Raw genomic sequence first — 22,010 nt, 5'->3', positions numbered from 1 at the left:
GTCTGACAATCCCCGCAATTCGGGACTAGCGGACGCCGGTAACGGTAAGCAGATCGGGCATGCGGGCGCTCAGGGCGGTGGCGACCGTTGCGGAGTCGGCCGACAGATTTACCCTTCCGAGTAGCTCGGCGTAGTCTGCGGCCATCTCCAGGGTGAGGTCGAATCCCCGCAGGGGAGCAAGTTCTCCACCGAAGGGCAGGGTAACCGTCTGGTTGCCGAACCAGCTCACGGAGAGGGTGTCGCTGGTGTTGACCAGGATGTATTCCAGACGCCCCTGCACGTAGCCCTGCCCATCGAGGAAATTCAGCAGGCCGGGTTGGGTGGACAGGGGAGAAGAAGAGCTGGCGGAAGGCGGAAACACCTGGTTGAGGTCATCGCTTACGCCAATCATACACTGCACCTGCGTTAACGCCTCCGTCCCCACCCGCAGACGGCCCAGGGTTCGCGCGGATCCGGAACTCGCCGTGATCAGGGCCACGTCGGCGTTGACCACGGCAGTTACGGTATCGGCCCCATCGATCAGACTGAGTTCGGTGAGGTTTTCGGGTTCATCCAGCGTGGTGGACAGGGTGCCGAGGCGCAGATCACTCAGATAATACCGCAGCCGGGTGACCCGGAAGGCGTTGCCCGCTCCGTCCAGATAGGTGCTGTCAAAATTAAAGGATTCCGCTCCGAAAAAATGGTCCACGTCAACGGCCAGTTCCGGGTACTCACAGCAATCGGGGCAGGGCTGATCGGCCCGCAGATCGAAGTTCGTAGCGTCGCCGTCAAGGCACCCGATCCGATCCTCATAGCAGGAGGTGAGGAGAAGGCTAAGGCTGAGACAGAGGCAGAGGAGGGAACGATGCATGGGGGATTGAGTAAGGCAATTTGACCGGTAAAGTTAGCGGAATAAAGCGCGGAAAATGTTTAAGATTGACTTAAAGGCGTCTTCCGGGGCGAGGTTCACATCTCAATTTTCTACATACCTTTACCGCATGAAACACCTAATCACCTCCCTACTTTTCCTGATTTTTTTTGCGGGTCATGCATTCGGCCAGGACACCCTGCGGCTGGAAGTAAATGACGTCATGGCGGAGGTCATCGATAGCACCCTCCAGATTCCCGTAACGGTGCATTACCCAGATTCCGTTGGCGGGATTCAGTTTGCGCTCAACTTCCCCGATGCTGTGATTCAGTTTGACACCCTGGTTTTTGGCCCCTCGGTACCCGAGAATTTTTCCGCCAATTTCAACCAAAATGAGGATAACGAGGTCCGGGTGGTGCTTGCTCCGGGACTACCCGAAGTTCCCCAACTGATCTTCACGGAAGATTCGGTGCTCCTCACGCTGAGCTTCCACATCACCGAAAATTTCACGTCGGCGGCAGCCATCACCTTTAACGCCGATTTTGTCAACGTCGCCATCGACATGCTGGGCAACGAAATCCCAACCGTGGTGGAAGGCGGAGAAATAAGCGTCATAATTATCAGTACCCATGATCTCTCCTTTCCCGAGCCGCTGAAACTGTACCCCAATCCCAGTCGGGGACAAGTGATGCTGGAAGGCCTGTCCGATCACCAGAGGGCGCGGGTCCGCCTGTTTGACGTTCGGGGAGTACTGCTCTGGCAGGCGGTCACCGGTCCACAACTGCGGTTTCCGGCGGAAATTCCTCCGGGCTCCTACTTTCTTTGGGTGCAACAGGGGCAGTTTAGCCAGGCGTTAAAGGTTCAGCTCCGGCCATAGCTCCAGAAAAGGTCGTCCTAAATTACCATTCCAGCCGCCACCGTTTCGTTGGTCTGCTCGTCCACCAGAATGACGGAGCCCGTAATGCGGTTTTTCCGGTAGGCATCCACGAAGAGGGGCGCGGTGGTGCGCAGCACCACCCGGGCGATGTCGTTCATCTTGATCTCCGTGTTCTCTTCGTCGCGGTGCAGGGTGTTGATGTCGAGGCGGTAGCGCACCTCCTTGATCATGCAGCGGGCCTCCTTGGTGGTGTGCATGATGGCGTATTTGCCCCGCACCTGTAACGGGCGCTCGTTGAACCAGCAAAGCATCACCTCCAGGTCCTGGGTGACCTCGGGCTGGTTGTTTTCCCGCACGATCATGTCTCCCCGGCTGATGTCGATATCGTCCTCCAGCAGCAACGTCACCGACTGGGGTGGGTAGGCCTGTTCCAGTTCACCGTCGAAGGTGTCGATTTTGGCGATGGTGCTGCTGAAGCCACTGGGTAGTACCGTTACGCGATCGCCCTTCTTGAAGACCCCTCCGGCAATCCGGCCGGCGTAGCCCCGGTAATCGTGGTACTCATCGTTGTAGGGGCGGATGACCGTTTGCACCGGGAAGCGGCAGTCGATGAAGTTGTTGTCGCTGCCGATGTGGACGTTTTCCAGGGTGTACAGCAGGGTGGGTCCCTGGTACCATGGCATGTTTTCGCTGCGGTCCACGACATTGTCTCCGACCAGGGCGGACATGGGAATAAACTCGATGTCGTTCACGTCCAGCTTATGGCTGAAGCCGCTGATGTCGTCCTTGATCTGCTCGTACACCTCTTCGCTGTAATCCACCAGGTCCATCTTATTGATGCAGACGATCAGGTGGGGAATCTGCAGCAGGCTGGCGATGAAGCTGTGGCGCTTCGTTTGTTCCACTACCCCATTACGGGCGTCCACCAGGATCAGAGCGACGTTGGCCGTGGAGGCACCGGTCACCATATTGCGGGTATACTGGATGTGTCCGGGCGTATCGGCAATGATGAATTTCCGCTTGGGGGTGGCAAAGTAGCGGTAGGCTACGTCGATGGTGATGCCCTGTTCGCGTTCGGCCTTGAGTCCGTCGGTGAGCAACGCCAGGTTTACCCCTTCCTCGCCGCGCTTCTCGCTGGTCTTGGAGATGGCCTCGTACTGGTCTTCAAAAATGGACTTACTGTCGTAGAGCAGTCGGCCGATGAGGGTTGACTTTCCGTCGTCAACGGATCCGGCGGTCGTGAAGCGGAGGAGTTCGGTATGTTCAGTCATGGTTGGTGGGACTGTTAGTTCGTTGGACTGTTAGTCTGTTGGTTCGTTGGTCGGTTAGACCGTTAGTCTGTTGGTTCGTTAGTCGGTTAGTTGGGGCAGGTACTGATACTCGTCATTGGGGAAAGTAGCTGTAGTTTTCTTTGCTGCTCGGGGGTCATGTTTTGAAAATCAGCTTCCGTTTCCGGTAGTCCGGTAATGTTCAGGAGTTCCTTCGTACAGGCATCGATGTCCTCTTGTTTTTCCTTGTGACTACACTCGCAACTGAGCACTAAGACTTTCCTGAGCCACTCGTCTTCTTCTGCGCTTAGTTCCGTTCCTGCGTAAACCAACTGAATTACCTGGTCCACCCACGCCTCCTGCTCGGGGGAAGACTGGGCAACAAGATCACCCGGGCAGATCACCAGGGAAAGGAAAATGCTCAGTAGCGTTGCGAAGGATTTCACGGTCTTCATCGAAGTTTAGTGCGGTAGTAAAGGTTAATTTTTTTTGCGAAGGAGCGCAGGTGCAAGGGAATTTAGCATTGAGCATTCAACATTTGAAATTGAAAATTTAGGTGGGTCTTCCTCTAAGGGTTTGCCACGGTAGTACCCCCAAAATGTTCAATGTTCAATTTCACGTGTTCAATCTAAAAGTACCCCTGCTTCTTCCGGTCTTCCATGGCGGTTTCGGAGCGCTTGTCGTCGGCGCGGCCGCCGCGCTCGGTCTGACGGGCCATGGATACTTCGGCGATGATGTCCTCGAGGGTAGCGGCTTCGGATTCCCAGACGCCGGTGCAGGTGATGTCGCCGATGGTCCGGCAGCGGACGGTGGTCTCGAAGACTTCTTCTTCGGGCCGTCGGGGGATGAAGTCCGACTCGGCCAGCAGGATGCCGTCGCGACGGAATACCCGCCGTTGGTGGGCGAAATACAGGTTGGGGAGTTCTACCTTTTCCAGGGCCAGGTACTGCCAGACGTCCAGCTCCGTCCAGTTGGAGATGGGGAATACGCGGAAGTGCTCACCGAAGTGTTTACGGCCGTTGAAGAGGTTCCAGAGTTCGGGGCGCTGGTTTTTGGGATCCCACTGCCCGAATTCGTCCCGGTGGCTGAAGAAGCGTTCCTTGGCCCGGGCCTTTTCCTCGTCGCGGCGTCCGCCGCCGAGGGCGGCGTCGTACTTGCCCTTTTCCAGGGAATCGAGCAGCACGGCGGTCTGGAGGTAGTTGCGGGTGGCGTTGTAGCCCTTCTCCTCGCGTACCATTCCCTTGTCAATGGCTTCCTGTACCGAGCCGACGATCAGCTTCGCGCCAATCCGCTCCACGAGTGCATCCCGGTAGTCAATCGTTTCCTGGAAATTGTGTCCCGTATCCACGTGAAGCAACACGAAGGGAATCTTGGCGGGATGGAAAGCCTTGACGGCCAGGTGGACCATCAGGATGCTGTCTTTACCTCCGCTGAAGAGTAAGACCGGGTTCTCGAACTGGGCGGCAACCTCCCGAAGGACGAAAATACTCTCGGATTCAAGTTCCCGCAGGTGATTGAGTTGATAGGAGGGAATGGACATGGTGGTTCGTTGGTCTTTTAGACTGTTAGTTCTTTAGTCTGTTGGTTCTTTAGTCTATTAGTTCTTTAGTCTGTTGGTTCGTTAGACTGTTAGTCGGTTAGTTCGTTGGACTTTTAGTCGGTTGGAGGTGGGGCTGGAGGGCCGCGATGAGTTGTTGGGCGGCTTCGGTAACGCTTAGTTCCGTGGTTTTGAGGTCCAGGAAGGGGTTTTCCGGGGCTTCGTAGGGACTGTCGATTCCGGTGAACCCCTTGATTTCTCCGGCGCGGGCTTTGGCGTAGAGTCCCTTGACGTCGCGGGCCTCGCATACTTGCAGGGGGGTGTTGACGAAGACCTCCAAAAAATCCGGCTCACCGACGATGTTCCTGGCCACGGAGCGGATGGTCCGCGTAGGACTTACGAAAGAGCACAGCACCAGCGCTCCGGCGCCCACAAAAAGCTTGGCCGTTTCCGCGATGCGGCGGATATTTTCCCGCCGGTCCTCCAGGCTGAACCCGAGGTCGCCGCACAGGCCGGTCCGCACATTGTCTCCGTCGAGCAGAACGACAAATTTGCCCTCCGAGAAGAGCTGGCGTTCTACGGCTGCGGCAATGGTGCTCTTACCGCTGCCGCTCAGTCCCGTCAGCCAGACCACCGCGGCCCGATGACCGTTGGCGGCCTCGCGCTCGGCCCGGCGTACCAGACGATCGTGGATTGGATGAATGTTATCGGCCATCAGGATAATTCCGTTTGCTTATTCCGGTCGCGGAGGCCATGGTGGCACCGCTAAAACGGGAAGGCGCAAAGATAGCGGGGCACTTTGCGATTAACCTACTGATTCGCAGATTATAAGCATGTAATATTCTTCATATGAAGAAACCCTCATGCTAGATCAGGGCAACCGGATTGGGGTTGATCCCCTTCATTTTGCTGATGGTCGCCCGAGGGTCATCGGCCTTAAAGACCGCACTTCCGGCCACCAGCACCCGGGCGCCGGCCTCCAGTACTTTCTGGGCATTTTGCAGTCCGATACCTCCGTCGACCTCAATGAGCGCGGAACTATTGTGCACGGTAATCAGGTCGTACGCCTGGCGGATTTTCGGGATGCTCTGGTAAATGAACTTTTGTCCCCCAAAGCCGGGATTCACGGTCATGATCAGGACCAGATCCAGGTCTTCAATGACGTTCTCCAGTACATTGACCGGGGTGTGGGGGTTCAGCGCTACTCCCGCCTGGCAGCCCGCGTCCTTGATCTGCTGGATCACGCGGTGCAGATGATTGCAGGCCTCGGCGTGGACGGTGATGCCGTGGGCACCAGCGGCCGCGAAGCTTTCGATGTAGCGTCCGGGGTCCTCAATCATGAGGTGAACGTCGAGGTACTTTTTGGCGTCCCGGGCGACCTGCTCGATAATGAACTGCCCAAAAGAAATATTGGGCACAAAGTTGCCATCCATGACGTCGAGGTGAAACCAATCGGCCTCGCTGTTATTGACCAGGTCGATGGCCTGATCCAGGCGGCGAAAATCAGCGGCGAGCAGGGAGGGAGCAATGAGATGATTGGGCATGGAGAAGCACTTGAAAGCTTGCTTGAACTTCATTGATCGGCCTCTATTCGGCCGAATAACCAAAATACAAACAAGCGCTTATTCGTCGGCGAAGGTACAACCTCTGGCTGCGGGGGCAAGATATCCGTTGGGGAAAGTGTACCTTGTGCAGCGTCGGTTGGTGACCGGGCAAAAAAAGAAACCGGTTGGCAAGCCAACCGGTTCGAAAAAAGAGCTTTGAGAGGCTATCTACATACCAATTTTCCGGAGGGCTAATCCTCCAATGTCGTCGTCATGAGATTACGGCTTGTCTGTGCCAAAAAATAAAATTGTCGTCGTCTGAGATTAATGTTTGCTTGTGCCTAAAATCTGTCGTCGTCAAAGTCAAAAAAAACCGTTCAGGGAATACTTATTGTTAGTGGCGTCTGCTTCATTTCTTCTGCTGACAATACAAAAGTGCATTCTCATCCGGCCCTAGACATGTACAATGACAAACTTTTTTGGAATTTTTTATCCATGATTCTATGTTTAAAAAACTGAAAATCAATTTTTTGCAACCAAAAATAGATTCTCATTTTTGACAAAAACACCCATTTTTTCCTCAATTTTTTTCTGATTTTTTTTCAAAAAAAGTGGTTTGTACCCTCCATTTACTCCCAAAAACTGGCTACTGGTCCTCTTTTTTTTGCTCTTTTTCCCGGGATTATCCCTGACGGGGCAAAAAAAATCGGACGCCAATGCGCCTTTCGGCATTGATTTTACCCAGCGCGATCCCCTGGCCGGGTTGGCAAAGGACAACTGGCTCCGTCCGGATTCTACCTTTAATAGTTCCCGTTTTTACGTGTCGGCCGGAACGGGTGCGGCTCTCTACGGTGGGTTCAGCATCGGTCTTTACCAGATTTGGTATAAAGAATATGAACGTGGTTCCCTGAGGTCCTTCAACGACTGGCCGGAGTGGAATCAAATGGACAAGGCCGGCCACGCCTTCACGGCCTATATGTTCAGTCGGTACGCCTTTGCGGGACTACGGTGGTCGGGGCTTAAGCGGCCCACCGCCCGTTATGCCGCCCTGGGGGTGGCCAATCTCCTCCAGGGGACCATTGAGGTTTTTGACGGGTATTCGGCCGAATGGGGGTTCAGCTGGTCCGACATGGGCGCGAACCTTGCCGGCAGCCTCGTCTTTACGGCCCAGGATGCCCTCTGGCGGGAACAGCGCATCCTGCTAAAGGTCAGCAACGACCTGAGGCCCCACCCCGACATCACCATCACCAACGCCAACGGAGCCACCTCCAACCTCGGGGACATCAGCCGTGAGCGTTTCGGCGATTACCCCTTCGAACGCTACCTGAAGGATTACAATGCCCAGACCATCTGGGCTAGTGTCAACCCTGCTTCCTTCTTTCCCAAAAGCAAAATCCCGCAGTGGCTGAACATCGCGGTTGGCTACGGATCCGAAAACGTTTATGGTGCCTACGGCAATTCATGGCGCGTGGGCGACGAGCGGTTTCGCTTTCCCGAAGAACGGTATCGACAGTGGTACTTGAGTCCGGATATTTACCTGAGTCGTATTCCGACGAAAAAACGATGGGTTCGCCTCACACTGGGAATATTAGACTTCATCAAGATTCCGGCGCCGGCGCTGGAGTACAGTCGGGGTAAATTTCGGGGGCACTGGGTGATGTGGTAGAAGGGGGAGTTGGTCTGTTGGCCTGTTGGTCTGTTGGTCTGTTGGTCTGTTGGTCTGTTAGTCTTTTGGTCTGTTAGTCTGTTAGAAATTTGGTCTGTTAGGGGGGCGGAGGGTAATTTTTGGTTGATGGGCAATACGCTCGGTTATATAGTCCTTACCTTAGGGCTAACCATCATTCTTATTGACATGATTAAGTCACTCCTAAAAATCGGCCTCTTGATCGTAGTGGGCCTGCTCGGTTATAATTACTTTTTTGGTACGGCGGAAGAAAAGGCACAGAGCCGTGAGATCGTCGGTAAGGCTACGGACCTCGGTCGGGACGCCTGGAATTTGCTCAAGAGCGAGCGCGTCAAGCTTCAGGAAGGCAAGTACGATGACGCCATTCAGAAGCTGGAGGGGCTTTACGCGGACCTGTCGGCCAGGGCCGAAGACCTTCGGGACTCCGAGGCCCTCCGGGAACTGGGCAAACTCAGTGAGCGCCGGGCCGAACTGGAGGAAATGCTTAAGCGGGACGGGGGTGAACTCTCCGAAGCCGCTAAACGTCAATTAGATGACCTTACCGCCGATACGGAGGAGCTGATGAATGAAATGGAAGCGAAAGGCCAACCCTCGCCACCCCAGTAAAGGAGAGCGCAAAATCATCCATATTGACATGGATGCCTTTTTTGCCAGTGTGGAGCAACGGGACAATCCCGAGTTGCGGGGTAAGCCCATTGCCGTAGGCGGCAGCAGACTGCGGGGGGTGGTGGCCGCCGCCAGTTACGAAGCCCGGGTATTTGGTGTCCGGTCGGCCATGCCCAGTGTGACGGCCAAGCGACTTTGTCCCGACCTGATTTTCGTCCGCCATAACTTTGCGCGCTACAAGGAAATTTCTGAGCAGATTCGGGAGATTTTCCTGTCTTATACCGATCTGGTTGAGCCCCTAAGCCTGGACGAAGCCTTTCTGGACGTTACCGAACCCAAGCGGGGCCCAAAATCGGCCACCCTCATCGCCAGGGCCATCCGGAAGGAGATTTTTGACACCACCCAATTGACGGCCTCGGCCGGCGTGAGCTTCAATAAATTCCTGGCCAAGGTCGCCAGCGACATCAACAAGCCCAACGGCATGAAGGTCATCACCCGCAAGGAAGCCCCCTCGTTCCTGGCCGCTCTCCCGGTGAAGGACTTCCATGGTGTAGGCAAAAAGACGGCCGCCCGACTGGAGAAAATGGGCTTTCGTACCGGCGCGGACCTACTGCCGCTCAGTGAACTGGAGATGGCCCAGCGATTCGGAAAGATGGGAAGACACTTGTACAAGATCGTCAATGCCCTGGACGACCGCCCGGTCAATCCCAACCGGATTCGAAAGAGCATCGGGGCCGAACGCACCTTTTCCGAAGACATCACCCAAATTGGGGAGATGAAGGAGAAACTGGATTTCCTGGCGGAGAAGATTTTCGGCTACCTGCAGCGGCAGGAAAATTACGGCCGCACCGTCACCCTAAAAATGAAGCGCCCGGACTTCACCATCCACACCCGCTCGCGCAGCTACGGCGGGGAAATCCGCCAGCTTTCCGTCCTCAAGGACATTGCGCACCAGCTACTGGAGGAAAACATTGAGGTGGTGCCGGCCGTCCGCCTGCTGGGCTTAAGCATCAGTAACCTTTCGCGGGAGCACCCGGACGGGGTGCAACTCCTGCTCCCCTTCGAGGGTGAAATTGCCGAGGAAGAATAGTACGGGTTACAGAACCTTTTTCCGCCCGTGGCCGTTATCCCTGCAGACGTGAAAAATGGAGAAAACTTTTGAGTTTTTCCTTGCAAAAGTTCTCCAAGTTAATTTACCTTTGCGTCGCTTTTGGAAAAAAGCAGGCCGATTCCTTAGCTCAGTTGGCTAGAGCATCTCACTTTTAATGAGAGGGTCCTGGGTTCGAGCCCCAGAGGAATCACCACTTTTCAAACAACTGTTTGATGTAAACCCCGAAATTCAGTGCCTACTGAGCTTCGGGGTTTTTTCTTGCCCCTACATCGTAAAACAATTTGTGTTTTTCGGGGCTAAAAAGTGTATATTTGGGCAACATTGTTATCCTATTGTTGACCATCTGAAGCACTGTTGACCATGACCGTCCGCTCCATTCTCTGGAAGTACAAACCCCGCAGGGATGGCACCTGCAACATCAAACTATCGATCTACGCCGACGGCAAACGAAAATTTGAGAAGACGCAGTTTTACGCGGACCCAAAAGATTGGGACGAAAAACGCGGCCGGCTAAAAAGGACGGCCCCCCTCGCTGACAAGATCAACGGGATCCTGACCAGGCTGGAAACCGAAGCCAAAGGAGAGCTCTTGGGGGTAAGCTCCTCGCTGATCCAATTCGTAGCCCAGTACATCAAGGACTGCCGGGCGGGCCTGGAGGACCTGCGGCCCGGAACCTGGAAGAAGTTTATCTCCTTTGAAAAGAAGCTCCGGGCCTTCGCGGCGGTCAACGGACGCGACGATATCGCCTTTGAGGACATCAACATGACCTTCTATAAGGACTTTACCCAGTTTATGCGCGAAAACGGCACCGGCCGGTCCGGAGTGGCCAACCACATCAAACACCTGAAGAAGTTCATGCAGATGGGCCTCGACCAGGAGCTGCACAAAAATGTGGTCTTCAAAACCAAACCCTTCCGGGTGGATCGCTTCCGGGCCAACGATAAAATTTACCTGACGGTAGACGAGATCGACGCCCTGGCTCAGCTCGACCTCAGCAACTACCCCTCCCTGGAGCGGGAACGGGACCGTTTTCTCGTATCCTATTATATGGTCTTGCGCTACGGCGACAGTATCCGCATCAATAAGGCCAACATCAGCCAGCACGGTGGTACCCATTATTACAAGAACGTCGCGGAGAAAACGGACATCGTCAGCTTCGTCCCAATCAAGCCGGCCGCTCTGGAGCTGATCAAAAAGAACAACTACGACCTCAGCGGCGACACCAACCAGGAAGCCAACCGGAAACTGAAGGTCATCGCCGCCATGGCGGGCATCCTGACCAACGTGGCCCCTCCGGGTAAGGGGCACATTCCCAAATCCTCTCTGGTCACCACCCACACGGCGCGGCGGAGCGCCGCGACCAACCTTCTCCTTTCCGGCGTGCCCCTCAGTGAGATCATGCAACTGGGTGGTTGGAAGTACGAGGCGACGTTGAAGCAGTACCTGCTGGCTGGGGGGATTCGGTTGGCGGAGCTGAGTGCGGGGCGGGAGTTTTTTAGGTAAGAAAATCCTTATATTTTGCCGTCAACCTACGCAAATCTCACCTAAAGCACATGACGATTCAAGAATACGTAAAAGCCGTAGAGAAACTCTATTATTCAGGAAAAGCAACTGAGCACAGCTACCGTTCTGCACTGCAAAGGCTTGTGGAAAATTATGGGAATAATGTTGTAGTTACGAATGAACCCAAGCGAGTAAAATGTGGTGCGCCAGACTATATAATCACCAAGAAAGATATTCCTATCGGATATATCGAAGCCAAGGACGTGATTGGTGGCATCCTGGATAAGAAAGACACCAAAGCCCAAGTCAAACGATATTTCAATGGAGGACTAGGGTATAATTTTATTCTCACCGATTATCTCGAATTTCGTTTTTATCGTGAAGAGAATCTAGTTGAGACAATACGTATAGCCGAGCCGAATGGTAAGGCCTTAATTCTTGATAGTGACAAGTACGACCATCTAGGCAATCTCTTAAGTAACTTTTGCCAATATCACGGCCAAACAATCACATCATCGCGCAAACTGGCAGAAATGATGGCTGCGAAAGCGCGAATGATCCAGACTGTGATTTTTAATGCTCTGCAAGATGAAGAAGATGGAGGAGGGGAATTACGGAGACAGTTTGAAGCCTTCCAGAATATTCTTATGCATGATATGACTGAAAAGCAGTTCTCCGACATGTACGCCCAAACCATTACTTATGGATTATTTGCCGCTCGCTTACATGATCCTACTTTAAAGACATTTAGCCGCATGGAGGCGGCAGAACTTTTGCCAAGAACAAATCCTTTTCTCCGTCAGCTTTTCGGTCAAATCGGTGCGATTAACCTCGATACGCGCTTGCAATGGATCGTTGATGATCTGGTTGAGCTTTTCAAAGCTTGTGACGTCCGAGAAATCTTGGAGGACTATGGTAAGGTCACGCAGCGTAATGATCCTATTGTGCATTTCTATGAGGACTTTCTGGCAGAGTATGACAGCAAGCTAAGAAAGAGCCGAGGCGTATGGTATACGCCAGAACCCGTTGTTGACTTTATCGTTCGTGCGGTTGATGAAGTCCTGAAAACGGAATTTGGACTGGCGGATGGTTTGGCCGATACGTCTCAAACCAAGATGAAAGTCAAGGTCCGCCAGTACGCTCATAATAGAAAAAAGGACTATCGAGAGGAGTATATTGATACCCACCGCGTTCAGATTCTTGACCCTGCCACAGGAACAGGAACGTTCCTCGCGCGGGTGTTTCAGGAGGTTTACAGCCGCTTTGAAAATATGCCTGCCCTTTGGAAAGGATACGTCAATAAAGACTTGCTACCGCGCATCCACGGCTTTGAAATCCTGATGGCCTCCTATGCGATGGCGCACCTCAAACTTGATCTGGTACTCCGGGAGACAGGAGCCAAGCCAGACAAGCGGTTTAATGTCTTTCTGACCAACAGCTTGGAAGAAGCCCACCCCGATACAGGAACACTGTTTGCCCAATGGTTGAGCCGCGAAAGTGAGGAAGCCAACCGGATCAAGCAAGACATGCCGATTATGTGCATTATTGGTAATCCTCCGTATTCAATCAGTAGTTCAAACAAGGGAGAGTGGATAGAAAGGTTGATGGAGACTTACAAGAAAGGATTAAACGAAAGGAATATTCAGCCGCTTTCAGATGACTACATCAAGTTTATACGCTACGGGCAAAATTTGATAGAAAAAACAGGTGAAGGAGTATTAGCCTTTATTACTAATAATAGTTTTCTAGATGGTGTAATCCATTCAGCAATGCGGAAGAGCTTGTATAATAATTTTGACAAAATATATATACTCGACTTACATGGCAGTACGAAAAGACGTGAAATGACTGACTCAGGAAAGCCAGATAAGAATGTCTTTGATATCCAGCCAGGTGTCAGTATTTCGATTTTTGTTAAAAGGAAAGGGATCAAGAAGTCATTAAAGGTTTTTGACCTCTTAGGGTCAAGAAAAGAAAAGTATGAATTCTGTCTACAGAACTCACTTTCCTCTATAAAATGGCAGGAAGTCCGCTTTGATAAGAACACAAACGACTACTTATTCAAGTATAGAGATAATGAGGTTTTTAGCATGTATCAGAATTTTATTGAGTTAACAAGTTTATTTCGTTTAAAAACCAGTGGAATCAAAACACATAGAGATCATTTAGTCATTGATTCTGATAAAAGAACCCTCTTAGATCGTATTAAAACCTTTTACTCTTTAGATCATACAGACAATGAGATTGCGTCTTTATTCAATCTGAAAGACAATAGAGACTGGAAAATTGACATTGCACGTGCGCAGGGAGTATATGACCCTACTAAATTGGAGCCTTTACTTTATAGGCCCTTTGATCTTTTGAAAATTTACTACGACAAAAATCTAATTGATTTTGGTAGAGAAAAAACCATTTATCATCTTCAAAAAGAAAACTTTGGGTTAATACTTGTAAGGCAATCCCAAGCAATTAATACCCGATTCTTTGACGCTGCATTCATTACCAATAATTTAGCGGATACCAATAATTTTAGGCGGGGTGGTCCACTTATTTTTCCTATATACCTATATCCAGAAACGCAGCAGTTGAGCCTCGATCATAGCGTTGAGCGTAAACCAAACCTTGATCCCAAGATAGTATCAAAAGTCTCTGAAAAGCTATCCTTACGGTTCATTCCTGATCACGCACTGCCAGAGGCAGAGCAGGACGGAACTTTCACCCCTCTTGATCTTCTGGACTACATATATGCAGTGCTGCACTCTCCGAATTACCGGGAGAAGTACAAAGAGTTTTTAAAGATCGACTTCCCCCGTATCCCATACCCAGAGGATCAGGAAACTTTCTGGAAGTTGGTAAAGCTTGGAAGTGAGCTGAGAGCGATCCACCTCATGAAATCTCCTGCCTTAGACAAGGCTAATATCCGTTTGGATGGAGGCGATAACCTTACGGTTGAAAAGACAGGAAGTAAAACTTACGATCCTGGAACACTAAGGGTTTACATCAACGATGAAGTTTACTTCGAAGGCGTCCCAGAACTTGCCTGGGAGTTTTACATTGGTGGCTACCAACCAGCCCAAAAATGGCTGAAAGACCGGAAAGGGCGAGCCCTAGATTATAACGATGTTAAGCACTACATGAAAATTATAGTGGCCTTAGTTGAAACTGACCGGATAATGAAGGAGATCGACGCAGTTAATGAATTTTGAATCACCCCTTTGATCTGACCTTCTCCTTTCCGGAGTCCCCTCAGCGAGATCATGCAGCTGGGAGGGTAGAAATATGAGGTGACGCAGAAGCAATATCTATTGGCTGAAGGGATTCGGATGGCGGAGCTGAGTGCGGGGAGGGAGTTTTTTAAGTGATCTTACATATTTTTTGAACTCTACTGTGCTGAGGTGTGAGTAGTACCAAGTTTAAAGCTTCTTTTTGCATTAAGCACTTAACACCAAAAAATTTAGTTTCAAAATCACTGTTAACCGCCAATTTAACCTTCATTCGTTCACGTTCTGGCTATCAAAAGAAAAAAGAATAAGCAATTTGGCTACCAACGCTTAGTTAAGATTGAGTCTATCAAAAAGCGTTTTATCTTAAAATTAAGAAAACACTAATGTTTTATTTTCGTCAAATCGAACAAAAAAAAGGAACCGTCGAAGAAACGTGAGTTTATGGGTTAATATCGATCAGTTTTGTCATGCCGATATTGGCATCACTAAAACCCGAACCCATGGATCGTGTTGAAATCAAAGAGCTTGTATCAAAGCTCGAACGTGTAGCTGCATCAATTGATGTTAAAGAGATTGCGGCTGAAAAACCCGAGCAGTTCGCAAAAGCAGCTTACCATAAGCAGCAAGCAGTCACCCATCTTCTCAAGTACGTCTCTACGGTTATTGAGGATAACGGCGATGACATCGAACAGGGCATTGACTGGAAAAAACTCCTTCGCCTTATCCTGAAAGTCGTCGATATTATTCTCGACCTGCTCGATTTCTATCCGTAGGTATTAGAATCCAGGTTTTAAATTTTTATGTACAGTGGTAGCCTTTGCAGGCTACCACTTCTTTTTTAGAGCCGCTCCAACTTTACTGAAAAGTGTTGATATTCTGGCTACCAAAACGCGAACGATAAGTGATGGAGCTTTATCAAAATACTACGATCATTCGTGATTAAGGTGAATCTTCACTAACCCGATGTGGCTCCACCTCGTCCAGCGTATAAATCGATTTTGCGGCCGCTAACCGCTCCCTAGCCTCACCCAAATACTTCTCCACCGCCTCCAGGTGCTGACGGATCATCCCCGCGTGGATTTCCACATAGTCCAGATGTTCCGCCAGCTCCTGAAGTTGTTCGGTGGTCATTACGCCTCTTCTTCGGGGGATAGGCCACCGATCAGCTGGATATCAGCGTAGATGCCCTTGCTTTCCTCGATCACGTAGGTGCCCAGTCGGTAGACCCGGCTGGCTACCTGAAAGGACTGGGTGGCGACCTGCTCTACCCGGTCGCGGGGTGTGCCCGTGCGGGCGCTCAGCTCGTCGAGTACCCGGACGCTTTCTTCTGGCGTCAGATCGAGGAACTGACGGATGAAGGTGTTCCGGTCATTGAAGACTTCCATGGCCAGCGGGTAGGCGTCGTACAGGGCCAGGATGTCGGTGAACTGCAGCCCGTCCTCCAGGGGCGTTTTGATCTTGCGATAGATTTCGATGCTATCGCCGAGGGTGTCGACTACTTCGTCGTAGCCATACTGATTAGACTTATTCATTGCGCATGAATTTGAAGGTGATAAATGCGCAATCGTCCGGGGGAGAGCCAACTCCAATTCTTAGCGGGTCAGGTAGTAAATGCCGCCCACCAGGGCCAGTACCGGGAAGATCCCGGTACGGCCGGTGGCGGCGCTTCCTACGCCAAAAAGCCGCTGTTCGTTGCGGGCCGCTTCCTGTACCTGATCGTAGGAGGAAACGAGGCCCTGGTATTCTATGCGGGCGCGCCGCAGGGCGCGCTCGATCGGTTCGGTGATCCTGGCCACGTCGGCGGCAGTAGCGCCCCGGGCGGTCAGGTTTTTGATCTTGGTCTGCAGTTCTTTGTCCAGCTCTTTAATCTGCTTGCGGGCATCTTCGAGTCGCTGATTGTACTGCCGCTCCACCGGGGAAAGGGTGACGGCCGACTGGATATTGAGTGATTCTTCCAGCTTACCAAAGGTGGTGCGCCGGTTGATGATGCTGTCCAGCCGTTTGAGGAACTTCTGCTCGCTGTTTACCTGGCCAGCACCGGAGCCGTAGCCCTTGCGCATGACCAGCCACTCGTAAAGCTCGTTTTCGTGGAAGTCGGTCAGCTGCGGGTTTCTACGGCGAGCATTGCCGATCCAGCGGCCGACGGCCTTAATAATGGTCCGGCTGTCGGCCTGGCCATCGGCTAAGGCCCGCAGGGCCGCCCAGGTCTTACCCGTGGGCGAAAGAAAGCTAAAGGCCAGGATGGTATTGGCGTTACGCCCTTCAAGGCGCTTTGCCAGGCTCAGCATGGCACCCGCGTCCGCGCCTGCTTCCCGTTGCCGGCGGTAGAAAGTCGCCCGTTCCAGATCGGTTTCTTTGGTGCTCAGGGTATTGCTTTCGAGGGCCAGCTTTTTGGCGGCCTCCAGGCTACCGGTAAAAGTCTTGGCCGGGATGGCACAGAAGTCACGGCCATCAACCTTGATGCCGGCCTCGCAGAGCTGCCGGAAAGCTTCGTGCCGGCTGTGGCCGGAGAGCACGTAGAGTTTGCGATCGGCGGGGTTACGCCATACGGTAATGGCGTCCAGGTTGGCCCACTTGAAATTCCCACTTCGGGCGGCCTCGACGATGTTCTGCACGCTGCGTAGGGAGTAGGGCGCCGCCCGGTTTTGGAACCACTGGTGGGCGACGTGGATATCCCGCAGCGGGATCAGTTCCACATCCGCGGACTGTCCACCCCGGCGGGTACCCAGCTTGATCGGCTCGGTTGTCTTCAGTCCACCGTGCCAGTTACAGGCGCCCCGGCGCTTGTGCGTCGAAAAGGTGCCATCACGGCAGCGGTAGAGCTGGCGGGGTTTACGTCGTAGGATCATCAGCGGGTAATTGCGTAGACGATCAGGCCGACGATGAGCACCGCAGTGATGCCGCTGGCTGGATTGAAGTTGAAGCTGGCCATCCGGTTGAGCCAGACCGGCAACCAAACGTTGCGCATCTCCGGACGGCGGGTGGACAGCTCGTGGTAGAACTGAATCCGGGCGGCCTTGTAGGCATCAAAAACGGCCTTGGGGTCCGCACCGTTGAGGGCCATCAGGCTGACGGGGCCGAAAACTCCGTCGACGATCACCCCGAGAACCCGCTGCATGATCCGGATGCCGGTGCGGCCGTGGTTAACGTGGCCATCAAAAAGGAAGGTGGCCAGCTGCTGGGAGTGAATGAAGTCGCCCTGAATGGGATCCCAAAAGTTCTTTTTGAAAATCTGCCGGGCCACCGATCGGGACATCTGCCGCATATCGGTTTCGGTGGGTGGCCGGCCAATCCAGGATTCGTAGACCGGTGCGGAAATTCCCCAGTTGGTGCCCACCAGCTCCCGGCGACTGTTGTAGTTGCCCGGATCGGTGGCGATCTTCTGATAGCCGCCCTCGTGCCGGGCGACGATGTTGTACGCGACATCAAAGGAGGCCATGACAATTTCTTTTGGTGGTTCAATTTCGGGAAGTGGCGTTACCGTAATGGTGTCCAGCACTTCGGCCACGATTTCAGGCTCCAGCTCCGGGTCTTCCTCCAACGGCGGAACCGGCGGGGCTTCCCAGGGCCGAAAGGCGATCAGGGCCATGATCAGGACGAGGGCGAGGATGATGAGTAATACGGGCATGGGCTATCGTTTGGGGCGCTTACCGTTGAGGACGTACCGGCAAAAGGCCATGATGGCCGGCCGGGCCTTCTTCAGCATGGCGGTGGTGGGATAAATACCGTGGCCGTAGCCACGATGGACCAGCAAATCGTTTCTGAGACTTTTCTTGCGCATCTCCATAGCCACGAACGCCTCGAAGGTGCGCGCCCAGATTTCGTTGCGCTGCTGATAGTAGGGGCGGTAATCGTAGAGCTTTTGCCGCCAGTTGCTCGTCTCGCCCTTGTTATCCAGGATCAGCGCGGCCAACGCTCGCTCCATCATCCCCCGGGGAGATTTCTCCCCCACGTGCGGCAAAATGGTACTGGTGGTCCGTCCGCCGGAAGGAGCGCGGCCCTTGACGGCCATGCGGTAGTCCAGGGCATGACCGTATTCGTGGGCCAGCGAACCGATGCCCTTTTCCCGGTTAAGGTTGATCAGCACGTAGCCCGGCCAGTAGGTGGCCAGGGCCCGGCCGCCGCGTCCCCGCGCACCGTAGGCGATGGCCAGCTCACGACCCAATCCGACCTTATTTTGGGCAACACCGAAAACTTTGGCCAGATCAGCCAGGGACTCGTCCAGGCCAACGAGAAACTGCTGACGTTCATCCTGCGGTACCCAGTTGCCAAACTCAATGCTGTGCAGCCCGTAGCGGTCGACCAGCTCCTCCACGCCGACGGAGTAGCGATAATCCACCTTCCGCTTTTTGCGGCCGGTGAAGTCTCGCGGAGCAATACTCGCATTATCCTGCCAGTATTCCGCCACCCGGCTCCCCGGTTTGATGGGCCGGTAGTCGGTGGTCTTTCCAACCTCCGGCAGGGGCATGGCCCCGAGGGATGGAAGCAGACGCCGCTCCTCCGGCGGAAGGCTAAAGTATTTGGTTGCTCCCGTGAGTGCGATCGCTCCGTAACCGACGCGGCCCAGGGTGGATTTGGCATCCAGCGTCTTTTTGGCCGCGTAGGCCGTGCCCAGCATCAACAGCCAGGACGGCAGGCGAAGCATGCCCAGTAAAGATTGCTGTCCTTCTCCTTCACCTCCCGGTAGATTGCCGTTGGAGCAATCGAAGTCTACGATGGGCGGTAAGAGCGAGAGCTGCCCCAGGTGGGTGAGGATCTGCGCCCGGCTTAATCCCCGGGCCGATACATCGCGGACGTGGCGGTAACAGGCCTCCCCGTTGGCCTTTCGGCCGGTGACGGCCATAAAGACCAAACGGGGAAAGCTGGTCACGTTGAGCGTAGCCGGATCGATCGGACAACCGTAGGGGCTACCGACGACGCACTCGAAAATCCGATCCACGTTCGGGTGGCCGGAAGTAGCAAAGGTTTGCAGGGCCTGATTGGCCATGCGGTCACCGTTATTGAAAAGGAGCAAGAGGAACTTCATCGGTTACGCTTTGGAAAGATTTACCAGCTGGCCGGCAGCGTGGATACGCTGCTGATGTCGACGCCCGTATTTCCGGGCACTTCCTCATCGGCGTGCTCGGTAGCTACCGCGATAGCTTCAGCTTCCGTGATGCCCAGGCCGGGCTCCTCCTCGGTGATCTCGAAGGTGATGTACTTGTGAAAGCCGACGCCCTTGGGCAGCGCCAGGCCACCGACGTTGGGCAGATGGACGCGGGCCTCGATGAGGTAGCGCGTCAGCTCCTCGGCGGACTCGCTGGCCGCCGTCTGCAGCTCAGCGAACTTCTTGTTGAGGAATTTGCGCAGGCCGGAGCTCAGCGTGATTTCTCCCTCCTTATTGGTCTTGTCAATGGTTTGCGTAGTATCAGACATGGTACTTGAATTTGTTCCGGACTGCTCCGGAAGTGGTTTAGTGGTTGATTTCGTTGATGGCATCTTCCCGGACGGCTACCCCGCCGACACCGATCACCTGGTTGGTGGCATCGTGGATGGGGTACTTCCAGGAGTGCCAGGCGATGATCTCGCCGCCGATGCGAGCATATTCCACCGAATGAATCACCCGGTTTTGCTGGATCACCTTCAGATCATTTTGCCGGTAGCTATCGGCCAGGTCTTTGTCCTCCCATATTTCCAGGTCCGTGCGGAATAGGATCGAATCCGGATTGACTCCGGCGGGCATGGCCACCCACTTATCGAAGGCATCATTTTTCCACTGATAGTGACCAGTGAGCACCTTGGCCCATTCCGGTAGTGGGCTTTCACGGCGGGAAGCGGAGAGGAAGTAAAAGCCCTTTTGCAGCGCCGTGATTTCCCGCGATTGGTTCTCGATCGTTTCCAGGTAGGCCGCCTCCCGGGTTTCTGCCCGTTCCAACTGATACTGATAATCCAGCCGGTTTTCTCCCCTCCACGACTGCCAGGCCCACAGGGCGACCACGGCCAGGGCCCCGATGCCGCCCTTGGCGATATAGTCCAGGATCTGTTTGGGAAACTTTGTGGGTAGGCTCATCATCAGTCCAGGAAGGTTGAGGAGGTGATGTAGAGCCGTCCGGCAGCCTTTACCGCGATGAAGGTCTTCGTTCCGGAAGTCGTGTAGAGAGCGGCCGTACTGCCTTCGTAGGTTATCCCCTCCCCGGTGCTGGCCAGCAGGATATTCCCGGTGCCGGACTTGGTGCAGTTGATCACGATGGATTGTCCGTCAATCAGGTTCACCCCGTTGAAGTTGACCGTCAACTGGCTGCTGCCGGAATTGCTGAGGTTGTAGACCGATCCCGAGGCTACCGTGAAGGTGGTATTCGAGGTGGTGCCAAAAGTCGTGCCGTCCGGCCAGGCTACGGCGTCCTGCCCGGCAATGTTGCCCGCAGGTTGCCAGACGGTTCCGTTGTATTTCCAGATGTCCCCCTTATCCCCGCTACCATCATCTTCGGTCTGCAAATGGAGGTCATTGACATTTGCCACAAAGGCCGGAGAAGTCGTGGAAATTGTCCAGGTGGCACCACGCTCCCCCTGGGCTCCGGGTGTTCCCTGAATGTTGTGGACAATCACCCACGTAGTTCCGTTGTAACGCCAAATGTCACCGGCTACCCCCGGCGAATCATCTGCGGTCTGAAGGTGCAGATCTCCTACCGTTTCCCCAACGGAGGGAACGGAATTTGATACCGTCCATTCATTGCCATCATCGCCAGCGGGTCCAACGCCATTCAGTTCCAGGGTATACTGAAACACCCAGCTCCCAGATTGCTTTTCGTAAACGTCGCCCGGTCCGGTGGGATCGGTCTGCAAATAAAAGTCCCCGTCATCCCCAAGACCAGCCGAGGGAATGCCACTTCCGACATACCACTTTGATCCGTTCGTTCCTTCTAGGGAGGTAAGGAAGTCCGCCTCCGTTCCGGTATTCCCTTCGTTGAGCCAAATTTCGTAGGCGGATAGTCCATCAAGGCCATCGGCGAGGGCTTCCATCCTAGCCACGTACAAGCGGGCGCGGTCCTCCCCAAAATCAGCGTCGGAGCCCGTGCGTTCCACCTGGATGCGGATAACGTCACCGACGTCATACCGGCGAAGGAAGGGAGCACTAAGACCACCTTCATCCTGTTGGCCATTTCGGGCCGAATAGTTACCCCATTCGAGGCTGGGAACATCTTGAAATCCACTCCCTTTATCCTCCTGAATTTTACCCTTCAGCTGCACCCGGTTATTCCCCACCGTGGGGTCCGGGAACAGGTCTACAATCACGAAGTACAAACCCGAGGAATCAAAGGTCAATTCTCCCGTCGTAGCATTGAACGAATAAGCACTATTGGTTTCGTCTTCATCCCAGCCGGTCAGGGTCGTGTACGTTTCTGGGGTGACGAATCCAGCATTATTCTTCGTGGCAATGAAAGCCAGTAGGTCTTGGGTTGGTCCTGCCTGACCGGGAGCACCGTCCTGACCCCGTAGGGATAGCAGAAAGTCCGCTTCCGTTCCGCTGTTCCCATTGGCCAACCATACTTGATAGGCCGAAAGACCATTATCGCCCTTGATCTGCCCGACGTTGATCCATACTGAACCATCCCAGGCAAATCCGTTGCGCGTATCATCAGCAACAAACACGTCGCCCACGTTGCCCGTGTAGGCGGGATCGAGGCTGGCCGAATCGACCACGGTGCCAATCAGCTGAATCCCAAAGCCATCTTCTCCCGCTGGTCCCGGAGGGCCGGGAACTGTGGAAGCGGGGCCGGGCTCCCCTTGCTGTCCCGGAGGGCCAATTGGTATGGTGATTTGAGTAGCTAC

The 22,010-nt window shown here is 53.7% G+C and carries 21 protein-coding genes and 1 tRNA gene; 8 read left to right on the top strand and 14 right to left on the bottom strand.

Going from position 1 to position 22,010, the window contains the following annotated elements:
- Positions 1-25 precede the first annotated feature (25 nt).
- Entirely contained in the window at positions 26-850 is an 825-nt protein-coding gene (locus E1J53_RS23495; protein ID WP_134270429.1) for an MbnP family protein, read from the bottom strand.
- Positions 851-977: 127 nt separating this feature from the next.
- On the opposite strand from E1J53_RS23495, the gene E1J53_RS23490 reads away from it, so the two are divergent.
- Positions 978-1,724: a cohesin domain-containing protein gene (locus E1J53_RS23490; RefSeq protein WP_134270428.1), complete on the top strand. Its 747-nt coding sequence runs from the start codon at positions 978-980 to the stop codon at positions 1,722-1,724.
- A gap of 17 nt (positions 1,725-1,741) precedes the next feature.
- Here E1J53_RS23490 and cysN read toward each other — a convergent pair whose 3' ends face one another.
- The 5 genes from cysN to rpe form a co-directional block, all read right to left on the bottom strand.
- Complete coding sequence (gene cysN / locus E1J53_RS23485; protein WP_134270427.1) at positions 1,742-2,995, bottom strand: sulfate adenylyltransferase subunit CysN; 1,254 nt, start codon at positions 2,993-2,995, stop codon at positions 1,742-1,744.
- 86 nt (positions 2,996-3,081) lie between these two features.
- A complete protein-coding gene (locus E1J53_RS23480) occupies positions 3,082-3,438 on the bottom strand; it encodes a hypothetical protein (protein WP_134270426.1) in 357 nt (118 codons plus the stop codon).
- Positions 3,439-3,620: 182 nt separating this feature from the next.
- Positions 3,621-4,526 (bottom strand): sulfate adenylyltransferase subunit CysD, encoded by a 906-nt coding sequence (cysD, locus tag E1J53_RS23475; RefSeq protein ID WP_134270452.1) that lies wholly within the window; start codon positions 4,524-4,526, stop codon positions 3,621-3,623.
- Between the two features lie 103 nt (positions 4,527-4,629).
- Positions 4,630-5,244: an adenylyl-sulfate kinase gene (gene cysC, locus E1J53_RS23470; protein WP_134270425.1), complete on the bottom strand. Its 615-nt coding sequence runs from the start codon at positions 5,242-5,244 to the stop codon at positions 4,630-4,632.
- 151 nt (positions 5,245-5,395) lie between these two features.
- On the bottom strand, positions 5,396-6,073 hold the full coding sequence (gene rpe / locus E1J53_RS23465) for a ribulose-phosphate 3-epimerase (RefSeq protein ID WP_134270424.1): 678 nt from the start codon (positions 6,071-6,073) through the stop codon (positions 5,396-5,398).
- Positions 6,074-6,689: 616 nt separating this feature from the next.
- Between rpe and E1J53_RS23460 the strand changes: the two genes are divergently transcribed.
- The 7 genes from E1J53_RS23460 (at position 6,690) to E1J53_RS23430 (ending at position 14,974) form a co-directional block, all read left to right on the top strand.
- Positions 6,690-7,739, top strand: coding sequence for a DUF2279 domain-containing protein (locus E1J53_RS23460; RefSeq protein ID WP_134270423.1), 1,050 nt, complete (start codon positions 6,690-6,692; stop codon positions 7,737-7,739).
- 186 nt (positions 7,740-7,925) lie between these two features.
- Positions 7,926-8,363 (top strand): hypothetical protein, encoded by a 438-nt coding sequence (locus E1J53_RS23455; RefSeq protein WP_134270422.1) that lies wholly within the window; start codon positions 7,926-7,928, stop codon positions 8,361-8,363.
- Entirely contained in the window at positions 8,323-9,453 is a 1,131-nt protein-coding gene (gene dinB / locus E1J53_RS23450) for a DNA polymerase IV (protein WP_134270421.1), read from the top strand. The genes E1J53_RS23455 and dinB overlap by 41 nt, the downstream gene beginning before the upstream one ends.
- Positions 9,454-9,590: 137 nt before the next feature.
- A tRNA-Lys gene (locus E1J53_RS23445) sits at positions 9,591-9,667 on the top strand.
- Positions 9,668-9,834: 167 nt separating this feature from the next.
- Positions 9,835-10,977, top strand: coding sequence for a phage integrase SAM-like domain-containing protein (locus tag E1J53_RS23440; RefSeq protein WP_134270420.1), 1,143 nt, complete (start codon positions 9,835-9,837; stop codon positions 10,975-10,977).
- Between the two features lie 50 nt (positions 10,978-11,027).
- Positions 11,028-14,183 carry a type ISP restriction/modification enzyme gene (locus E1J53_RS23435; RefSeq protein ID WP_134270419.1) on the top strand — a complete coding sequence of 1,052 codons (3,156 nt, stop codon included), beginning with the start codon at positions 11,028-11,030 and terminating at the stop codon, positions 14,181-14,183.
- A 518-nt stretch (positions 14,184-14,701) separates the two neighbouring features.
- Entirely contained in the window at positions 14,702-14,974 is a 273-nt protein-coding gene (locus tag E1J53_RS23430; protein WP_134270418.1) for a hypothetical protein, read from the top strand.
- Between the two features lie 166 nt (positions 14,975-15,140).
- Here E1J53_RS23430 and E1J53_RS23425 read toward each other — a convergent pair whose 3' ends face one another.
- The 8 genes from E1J53_RS23425 to E1J53_RS24035 all read right to left on the bottom strand — a co-directional run.
- The gene (locus E1J53_RS23425; RefSeq protein WP_134270417.1) at positions 15,141-15,332 is read right to left on the bottom strand and encodes a hypothetical protein; all 192 of its coding nucleotides are present in this window, start codon (positions 15,330-15,332) and stop codon (positions 15,141-15,143) included.
- Positions 15,332-15,733: a hypothetical protein gene (locus E1J53_RS23420; protein WP_134270416.1), complete on the bottom strand. Its 402-nt coding sequence runs from the start codon at positions 15,731-15,733 to the stop codon at positions 15,332-15,334. The genes E1J53_RS23425 and E1J53_RS23420 overlap by 1 nt, the downstream gene beginning before the upstream one ends.
- 60 nt (positions 15,734-15,793) lie before the next feature.
- Positions 15,794-17,050, bottom strand: a complete 1,257-nt coding sequence (locus tag E1J53_RS23415) for a hypothetical protein (RefSeq protein ID WP_134270415.1) — start codon at positions 17,048-17,050, stop codon at positions 15,794-15,796.
- On the bottom strand, positions 17,050-17,829 hold the full coding sequence (locus E1J53_RS23410; RefSeq protein WP_134270414.1) for a glycoside hydrolase family 108 protein: 780 nt from the start codon (positions 17,827-17,829) through the stop codon (positions 17,050-17,052). Before E1J53_RS23410 ends, E1J53_RS23415 begins: the two co-directional genes overlap by 1 nt.
- A 3-nt stretch (positions 17,830-17,832) precedes the next feature.
- Entirely contained in the window at positions 17,833-19,227 is a 1,395-nt protein-coding gene (locus E1J53_RS23405) for an LPD1 domain-containing protein (RefSeq protein ID WP_134270413.1), read from the bottom strand.
- A gap of 20 nt (positions 19,228-19,247) precedes the next feature.
- On the bottom strand, positions 19,248-19,616 hold the full coding sequence (locus E1J53_RS23400) for a hypothetical protein (RefSeq protein ID WP_134270412.1): 369 nt from the start codon (positions 19,614-19,616) through the stop codon (positions 19,248-19,250).
- A gap of 37 nt (positions 19,617-19,653) precedes the next feature.
- A complete protein-coding gene (locus tag E1J53_RS23395; protein ID WP_134270411.1) occupies positions 19,654-20,253 on the bottom strand; it encodes a PAS domain-containing protein in 600 nt (199 codons plus the stop codon).
- A partial coding sequence (locus E1J53_RS24035) for a collagen-like protein (protein WP_173021617.1) occupies positions 20,253-22,010 on the bottom strand: 1,758 nt, incomplete at its 5' end. The genes E1J53_RS23395 and E1J53_RS24035, both read right to left, overlap by 1 nt.

Origin of the sequence: Lewinella sp. W8, assembly GCF_004375085.3 — a bacterium.
Lineage (GTDB): Bacteria > Bacteroidota > Bacteroidia > Chitinophagales > Saprospiraceae > Neolewinella.
Note: the sequence above shows the minus strand (reverse complement) of the source record. Positions and strands in the feature narration are given on the sequence as shown.

Coding starts and splice junctions, on each gene's coding strand:
- E1J53_RS23495 (WP_134270429.1), bottom strand. CDS start 850: ATGCATCGTTCCCTCCTCTGCCTCTGTCTCAGCCTTAGCCTTCTCCTC.
- E1J53_RS23490 (WP_134270428.1), top strand. CDS start 978: ATGAAACACCTAATCACCTCCCTACTTTTCCTGATTTTTTTTGCGGGT.
- cysN (WP_134270427.1), bottom strand. CDS start 2,995: ATGACTGAACATACCGAACTCCTCCGCTTCACGACCGCCGGATCCGTT.
- cysC (WP_134270425.1), bottom strand. CDS start 5,244: ATGGCCGATAACATTCATCCAATCCACGATCGTCTGGTACGCCGGGCC.
- rpe (WP_134270424.1), bottom strand. CDS start 6,073: ATGCCCAATCATCTCATTGCTCCCTCCCTGCTCGCCGCTGATTTTCGC.
- E1J53_RS23455 (WP_134270422.1), top strand. CDS start 7,926: ATGATTAAGTCACTCCTAAAAATCGGCCTCTTGATCGTAGTGGGCCTG.
- dinB (WP_134270421.1), top strand. CDS start 8,323: ATGAAATGGAAGCGAAAGGCCAACCCTCGCCACCCCAGTAAAGGAGAG.
- E1J53_RS23440 (WP_134270420.1), top strand. CDS start 9,835: ATGACCGTCCGCTCCATTCTCTGGAAGTACAAACCCCGCAGGGATGGC.
- E1J53_RS23435 (WP_134270419.1), top strand. CDS start 11,028: ATGACGATTCAAGAATACGTAAAAGCCGTAGAGAAACTCTATTATTCA.
- E1J53_RS23430 (WP_134270418.1), top strand. CDS start 14,702: ATGGATCGTGTTGAAATCAAAGAGCTTGTATCAAAGCTCGAACGTGTA.
- E1J53_RS23425 (WP_134270417.1), bottom strand. CDS start 15,332: ATGACCACCGAACAACTTCAGGAGCTGGCGGAACATCTGGACTATGTG.
- E1J53_RS23420 (WP_134270416.1), bottom strand. CDS start 15,733: ATGAATAAGTCTAATCAGTATGGCTACGACGAAGTAGTCGACACCCTC.
- E1J53_RS23415 (WP_134270415.1), bottom strand. CDS start 17,050: ATGATCCTACGACGTAAACCCCGCCAGCTCTACCGCTGCCGTGATGGC.
- E1J53_RS23410 (WP_134270414.1), bottom strand. CDS start 17,829: ATGCCCGTATTACTCATCATCCTCGCCCTCGTCCTGATCATGGCCCTG.
- E1J53_RS23405 (WP_134270413.1), bottom strand. CDS start 19,227: ATGAAGTTCCTCTTGCTCCTTTTCAATAACGGTGACCGCATGGCCAAT.
- E1J53_RS23400 (WP_134270412.1), bottom strand. CDS start 19,616: ATGTCTGATACTACGCAAACCATTGACAAGACCAATAAGGAGGGAGAA.
- E1J53_RS23395 (WP_134270411.1), bottom strand. CDS start 20,253: ATGATGAGCCTACCCACAAAGTTTCCCAAACAGATCCTGGACTATATC.